This window comes from Sporomusa sp. (genome assembly GCF_035561155.1).
Classification (GTDB): Bacteria; Bacillota; Negativicutes; order Sporomusales; family Sporomusaceae; genus Sporomusa.
Genome location: NZ_DATMYD010000066.1, coordinates 1 through 6,664 on the forward strand (window position 1 = coordinate 1; position 6,664 = coordinate 6,664).

Genomic DNA, 6,664 nt, shown 5'->3' on the forward strand with positions numbered 1-6,664 from the left:
AACGGCGATCCCGGCTTTTTTGCCATACTTCTCTTGAAGTTTGGCAGTAGCGTCATATATATTGAGACCTTTGAGTTCAGGGCACTCTTCTAGTTTTACACCATCTTTGGTAACGACCATCGTGTAGAGTTTACCGTCTTGCGCTATATCCTCCACAATAATGGCCTCTGCGCCGGTACGGGCAAGTTTATGGCCAATAAAGCCGCCGACATTGCTTTCTTTAATAGTGCCTGTCAACGGGCTTTTGGCGCCGAAGGACATACGACCAGCATTAGGAGCAAATGTACCGGTTAAAAACCCGGGGGCGAGGATCAGTTTGTTAAGCTTGCCAAGCGCATGGGCATTGGCATCAACCTCATTTTTCACAATCCGGGAAGTGAGTGCCCGGCCAGCCAGGCCTTTGTACTGCGCTCCTGTGTCTTCGGTCACTGTAAGAGTAGCCATGTTAATACGATAAAACATATAAATCTCCTCCTTTAAATATGAAAACTGATTGATAAAATAAGAAAAGAGGTGCTAAAAAATAATTTTTAGTACCTCTTCCTTTGCGCAATGGCAGGCACGATAATTACTCATCATACCCTGACGTTTATTACCTCCCATAGGGATAATAATAAATCGGAAGCAAATATTAGGTTTTTTAGCCACCAACTTGGGACATACCCCGTATTATCGGAGTCCCATCTTGGCACTCGCCAAGTTTATGACGAAACGGTTTTTCACGCAGCGCCCTTTCAAACAGCTCATATACCGCTTTATCATCGCCCCCGCTGCGTAAGGCAACTTTAAGATCTATTTCATGGTTTGCCAGTAAGCATGGCTTTATCTTGCCATCAGCTGTTAACCGAATGCGGTTACAGGTATGACAAAAATGTTCTGAGATTGGCGTAATAAAGCCAAACACTCCAAGTGCTCGCGGCAGCCGGTAATATTTCGCCGGACCATTACCCCGCGTGAACACTACTGATTCTAAAGCTCCGTAACCCGCATTGCTAATCACACTTTTTATTGCAGCAATACTGGCTCCCGGTTTCACACCGCCTTGACCGATGGGCATATACTCGATAAAACGTATTGCAATAGGATATCTATGCACTTGATCAATAAAATAGAATACATCTTCTTCAAACAATTCTTCTGTCAAAACAATATTTAGCTTAACCGGATTCAGTCCGGCCTCAATTGCGCTTCTAATACCCTCTAATGTATCTGCTACCTTACCCCTACCTGTAATACGAGCAAAACGTTCAGGATTTCGAGTATCAATGCTAATGTTTACTCGGTCAAGACCAGCTGCCTTAAGCTGATGCGCCATATCTCCCAGCAAGCTGCCATTTGTCGTCATTGATAAATCTTTAACAGTCCCTATTGCCCGAGTACTACGGATGAAATCTACTATCCCTTTACGGACCAGAGGCTCACCGCCGGTGAGACGAACCTTGCTTACACCATGCTGTCCGAGTATTGTTATGATGCGAAGCAATTCCTCATAGCTTAATACTTCCTGGGCTCCTAGTAATTTGATACCTTCAGGCGGCATACAATAACCGCAGCGAAAATTACAGCGATCAGTAACCGAGATTCGTAGATAATCAACTACACGACCATAACCACTCCACATCGTTTCACCCCGCCCTACTGTAAATTGGCAGTGTACGCTTATCAAGTTAGAATCGTCAGAAAACCATGGGTTGGTTTCTTTCATGATGTCTATGAAGGAAAACCAACCCATAACATATCTTTGTATACTTTGGTATTCCCGCTGTTAATTTATTAAGATAATATTTTTAACTTTATTTAACTAAATAGCCGCTCTGTAGATGCCCTCAATTTCTTCTTGCGTGGCTTGTTTCGGATTACTAAGGCCGCAGACGTCTTTAAGCGCATTAGTAGCAAGAGTCGGGATATCACTTTCCTTAAATCCTTTGAGATCTTTCAGGCCAGCAGGAATGCCGATGTCGGCAGAAAGTTCCCGAATGGCGGTAAGTGCTGATGCTGCTGCAACTTCGAGAGATAATCCGGCAACATCTTTACCCATCGCTTTGGCGATTTCAACAAATCTCTCAGGAACAACTTTCGCATTATAGTCTTCAACTGCCGGAAGCAGGATAGCATTGCAAACACCATGGGGCAGATCATAGAATCCACCAAGTTGATGGGCCATTGCGTGTACATATCCCAGGCTGGCATTATTAAAGGCAATGCCGGCTAGATACTCGGCGTAAGTCATCATTTCTCTGGCTTCCATATCATTACCGTTCGCAACAGCTCTTCTTAAATAGCCGGCTATCAACTCAATAGCTTTAAGGGCGGCACAATCGGTAACCGGGGTAGCAATTGTGGAAACATAAGCTTCTACTGCGTGAGTCAAGGCATCCATACCAGTTGCCGCGGTAAGGGACGGAGGCATAGCAACCATCAGATCAGCATCATCAACAGCAATAACAGCAGTTGTGTGCCAGTCAACAATAGCCATCTTTACGTGACGAACTTCATCGGTAATAATACAGAACCGGGTCATTTGGCTGGCAGTACCGGAAGTCGTGTTAACAGCAATTAGCGGCATTTGGGGTTTGGCTGATTTATTAAGACCTTCGTAGTCTTCAATCTTTCCGCCGTTAGCAGCAACAATAGCTATACCTTTCGCACAGTCATGAGGCGAACCACCGCCGAAAGATACGACGAAATCACAGTTATTCTCTTTAAGCAATTTTAAACCGTCATTAACATTACCAACCGTCGGATTAGGCTGAGCACCATCAAAAATGACATACTCTACATTAATTTTATCAAGTACATCGGTGAGCTTTTTAGTAAGTTGGATTTGGACAAGAACCTTATCACTGACTATTAACGCTTTTTTAAAACCCATAGGCTTTATGTAATCTGCAATGTCTTCAAGACAGCCAACCCCCATAATAGTGACCGGAGGCATAAAATACCCATAAGATTTTTTCGTCATAATAAAACTCCTCCTTGTTTATTAACTTAACATTAGCTTACCTTAATCAAACTAACTAACCTAACCGGGGCACATCGTATGCGACTCAACAAATCATTTTTACCTGATTTACCCCTCCTTTTGTTGCAGAAATTTTCAGTTTTATTCCAATAGGTTACCCCTTGCCCCCAAGGCTACAATGACCCTTACCGTCCAACAATATTTTTCAAGATTCAGAATTCCGTTCTCCGAGTGTGGTGAGTGCGTGACCCAATGGTAAAAGTCAAAGTTCCCGGATATAGTAAATCACGTAAATATTATATTGCAACTTTCATGCCAACCCATATTTTACCTGTGAGCCCAGCTATTGATGAAAACAGGAGAAGCTGATTATGGTAAATTGTTATAAAAGTGCGACATTTGTGACAAGATTGTGTTACATTTATATCACACAAATAGGACACTCTTAATTTTTAAGCTCCATGCCAAATCATTTTTGCAAAAAAAATCCACCCCGTAATCAACGTAAATACGGGATGGCTATGCGGTAGGATCTAGCATAAAGTTACACTAACTGCTTGTTAATGCAGCATAATAATCTCGCGAGTTGCTAATAGCCAATTGATCGCAACCTGTTTAGCTTTAGCATACTCTGTGTACTGTTCACTAATCTTTATTTCGTGGCGTTCTCTATCGGGAATTACTCCGAAGCCTGAAATACAGTACCTTTTTTGTTTAGCTAAAATTTCAATATAGATGGCGTCAAGGGTGTACGGGTTTTCAAAGTTTGTGTACGGCTCATAGTAAATCGCACATTCGAAGCCCTCCTGCAGGCACTTGTTTACTTGCTCAACCCATACGCAGTGGTTCGTAAAGGCAACAGGTCGAATAGGGGTTTCAAAGGTATATAGAGTAGGGATTCGGGAGAGAACTTCCTTCACAAAATTTGCACCTTCTTTTTATGTGTTAAATGCTGTAGCAATTGACTACCATAATAGCAAAAAAAATCAACAAAATCAAAAAAGTGCATTTCGGTGTGATAGACAGAAATAAAAAGGCTTAATTTCTCCTGTCTGAGAAGTTAAGCCTTTACATAACAGTGTACCGTTATTTGGTTATTAGTTTTCTATTGCATATAATCGCATCTTGCGGTAAAGGGTGTTACGGGAAACCCCAAACTCCCGGGCTACCACACTAACATTGCCGCCGTGTCTTGACAAGAGCACTAAAATCTGTTGGCGCTCTGCTTCTTTCATCAGTCTCCGGCGATGTTCACGATCGTGGGTTTCGTTTATGGCTGGCGAAATCAAGGGTTGCACCGGATATTGAATTGGGGGTTGCTTAGCAAATACGTCAATAGGTAAATGAGCGATAGTAATTTCACCCGACTCTGTTAAACTTACCGCCCGCTCAACCACATTTTGCAGTTCCCGCACATTCCCCGGCCAATCGAAGTGTTGTAAACACGCCATAACCTGTGGCTCAATATAAAAGTTACAGCCCCGATCCCGTCCAATTTTATCGAGAAAATGTTTAAACAGCAATGCAATATCCTTAACTCGGTTACGCAATGGCGGAATGGTAATAGAAATAACATTCAGCCGGTAATAAAGGTCCTGCCGGAAAGTTCCCTTCTCGATTTCTTTAGGCAAATTTTTATTGGTTGCACAAATAACTCTGACATCTACAGGAATCACTTTTTCACTGCCAATGCGGGTGACATTTTTTTCTTGCAGAACCCGCAGCAGTGCTACCTGTTGTTCCAGCGGCATGTCACCAATCTCATCAAGAAAAAGAGTACCACCAGAGGCCAATTCAAATTTCCCCGGTTTTCCGCCCTTTATAGCGCCCGTAAAAGCACCCTCGACGTAACCAAACAATTCGCTGCCAATTAGTTCCCGCGGGATCACACCACAATTAAGCGCTACAAAAGGACCATTTTTCGATTCACTACGATTGTGAATAGCCTGGGCAAAAATTTCCTTGCCAGTACCACTCTCACCTTGCAGAAGAATATTAGATGACGTCGTAGCCGCCAGGGAAGCTACCCGTATAGCCTCAAGTATTTCTTTACTTTCACCAATGATATCGCTAAACTGCAAGGCTGCATGATAGCCACTAAACCGATTGACTAAGTTTTGTACATTCTTAATCGGACGTAAAATAATTACTCCGCCAATGACCTTTCCTTGCTCATCAGTCAAAGGCTCGCCTGAAGCCAAACAGTGAAACGTATTTTTTTTGGTATCGACCATAAGTTCTACATCTGTGTATGGCTCCTTATTGTTCATCATTTGCCATGTCACTGCCGCTTTACCATTAAATATACGGTCAATGGACATACCTAATATCTCTGATTCAGGTCTATTAAATATTTTTTTTGCCGCCGGATTTAACTGTTTTACAATGCCGCATTCATCAATCATAACGATCCCGTCCGACATTGTATTGAAGATATTCGTCGATCGATTATTGGCCAAAACCAATTCGCGGTTCTTTCGCCGGATGTCAAGCTGTGCCATAATCGCTTCGGCTGCTGCTACTACCATCCCCAGGGTATGCAAGTGGGACATATTAAAGGCACCTGACATATCCAATATGCCAATAATTCGTCCACGATCATCAAAGATAGGGGCGGCTGAGCACGTCAAGCAATGATGCTTCTGACAGTAATGCTCCGCGCCAGAAACCTGAATGGGTTTCTTAATTACCAGTGCTGTTCCGATTGCATTTGTACCAGCTTCCTCTTCTCGCCAGGAAGCGCCAAGGAAGAAATTATTGGTCATAGGGTTATTTAACGTATCCTCGTCGCCGAGCATTTCCATGATGTAACCCCGTTCATCGGTTAAAACAACTACAAAGCCTGAACCCTGAACGAACTTATAGAGATTGGTCATACACGGTTTTGCAATCGTTATCAGTTCCTGTTTATCTGAAAGTGTCCTACCCAAGGCAGTCTCATCCAAACTGCTATGAATACCGCTATCATACGGATTTACACCGGCTTGCTCACAGCGAGTCCAAGATTCGATTATCTGTTGGCGAATCGTAGGCATCCAGGTTTCCCCAGAGATGTAATCTTTCCAGGTGTGAAGAATACCACCTTGATCACTATTAACAACCATTGCAACCCCCCACTTGACAATAGTATCTTTTTGAAGAACTGTTATTTTTTGGGAGTATATTCTGGTAAAAAGCCCGGACTAATAGCCCGGGCTCAGGCTGTAACCATTTGAATAATTAGAAATTAAATACCGTCTTAAGCTCTTCTTTCGGAATATCGAACACCACATTATGGGGTTTAAGAGATTCAAAACGGAAGAAATCAGGCAGGTCATCGGAATCCTCGCCAAATCCTGCCTCTTTGTTGAAGGCACGCTCGTCACGAAGCACTTCTTTGCCAATTTCAAGGTAATCATTCAGTGTGTAGTTCCAGCCGTAGCGGGCGTTACACATCTCAACAATTCCTTCCATTCCTTCAGGAATATCAAGGATAGCAAAGGCTACGAACAGGCACAGGCCTGTTGTATCAATAAACGAGGTAGCAATTTGGAAGTTACGGGACAGGTCAACTTGACCTTCAGCTGCCAACGGATCGGTTTTGCCGCTGATGCCAAGGATATTGGTCGCAACAACATAACCGGCAGTGTGGTCAGCGCCCATGGTGGTTGTAGCATACGTTACGCCAACGCCTTTAACCGCGCGTGGATCGTATGCGGGAAT

The 6,664-nt window shown here is 43.3% G+C and carries 6 protein-coding genes and 1 riboswitch; all 6 genes read right to left on the reverse strand.

Going from position 1 to position 6,664, the window contains the following annotated elements; all coding sequences use genetic code 11:
• The coding region (locus VN447_RS07610; protein ID WP_325524407.1) for an aldehyde ferredoxin oxidoreductase N-terminal domain-containing protein at nucleotides 1–462 on the reverse strand (462 nt) is incomplete at its 3' end.
• Nucleotides 463–525: 63 nt separating this feature from the next.
• Nucleotides 526–636: riboswitch (molybdenum cofactor riboswitch) on the reverse strand.
• 4 nt (nucleotides 637–640) lie between these two features.
• Entirely contained in the window at nucleotides 641–1,621 is a 981-nt protein-coding gene (gene moaA, locus VN447_RS07615; protein WP_325524409.1) for a GTP 3',8-cyclase MoaA, read from the reverse strand.
• Nucleotides 1,622–1,801: 180 nt separating this feature from the next.
• Nucleotides 1,802–2,962 (reverse strand): iron-containing alcohol dehydrogenase, encoded by a 1,161-nt coding sequence (locus VN447_RS07620; RefSeq protein ID WP_325524410.1) that lies wholly within the window; start codon nucleotides 2,960–2,962, stop codon nucleotides 1,802–1,804.
• 560 nt (nucleotides 2,963–3,522) lie between these two features.
• The gene (locus tag VN447_RS07625) at nucleotides 3,523–3,882 is read right to left on the reverse strand and encodes a hypothetical protein (RefSeq protein WP_325524412.1); all 360 of its coding nucleotides are present in this window, start codon (nucleotides 3,880–3,882) and stop codon (nucleotides 3,523–3,525) included.
• A gap of 177 nt (nucleotides 3,883–4,059) precedes the next feature.
• On the reverse strand, nucleotides 4,060–6,066 hold the full coding sequence (locus VN447_RS07630) for a sigma-54-dependent Fis family transcriptional regulator (protein WP_325524414.1): 2,007 nt from the start codon (nucleotides 6,064–6,066) through the stop codon (nucleotides 4,060–4,062).
• 115 nt (nucleotides 6,067–6,181) lie between these two features.
• A partial coding sequence (locus VN447_RS07635; protein ID WP_325524415.1) for an aldehyde ferredoxin oxidoreductase C-terminal domain-containing protein occupies nucleotides 6,182–6,664 on the reverse strand: 483 nt, incomplete at its 5' end.

Coding starts and splice junctions, on each gene's coding strand:
- moaA (WP_325524409.1), bottom strand. CDS start 1,621: ATGTGGAGTGGTTATGGTCGTGTAGTTGATTATCTACGAATCTCGGTT.
- VN447_RS07620 (WP_325524410.1), bottom strand. CDS start 2,962: ATGACGAAAAAATCTTATGGGTATTTTATGCCTCCGGTCACTATTATG.
- VN447_RS07630 (WP_325524414.1), bottom strand. CDS start 6,066: ATGGTTGTTAATAGTGATCAAGGTGGTATTCTTCACACCTGGAAAGAT.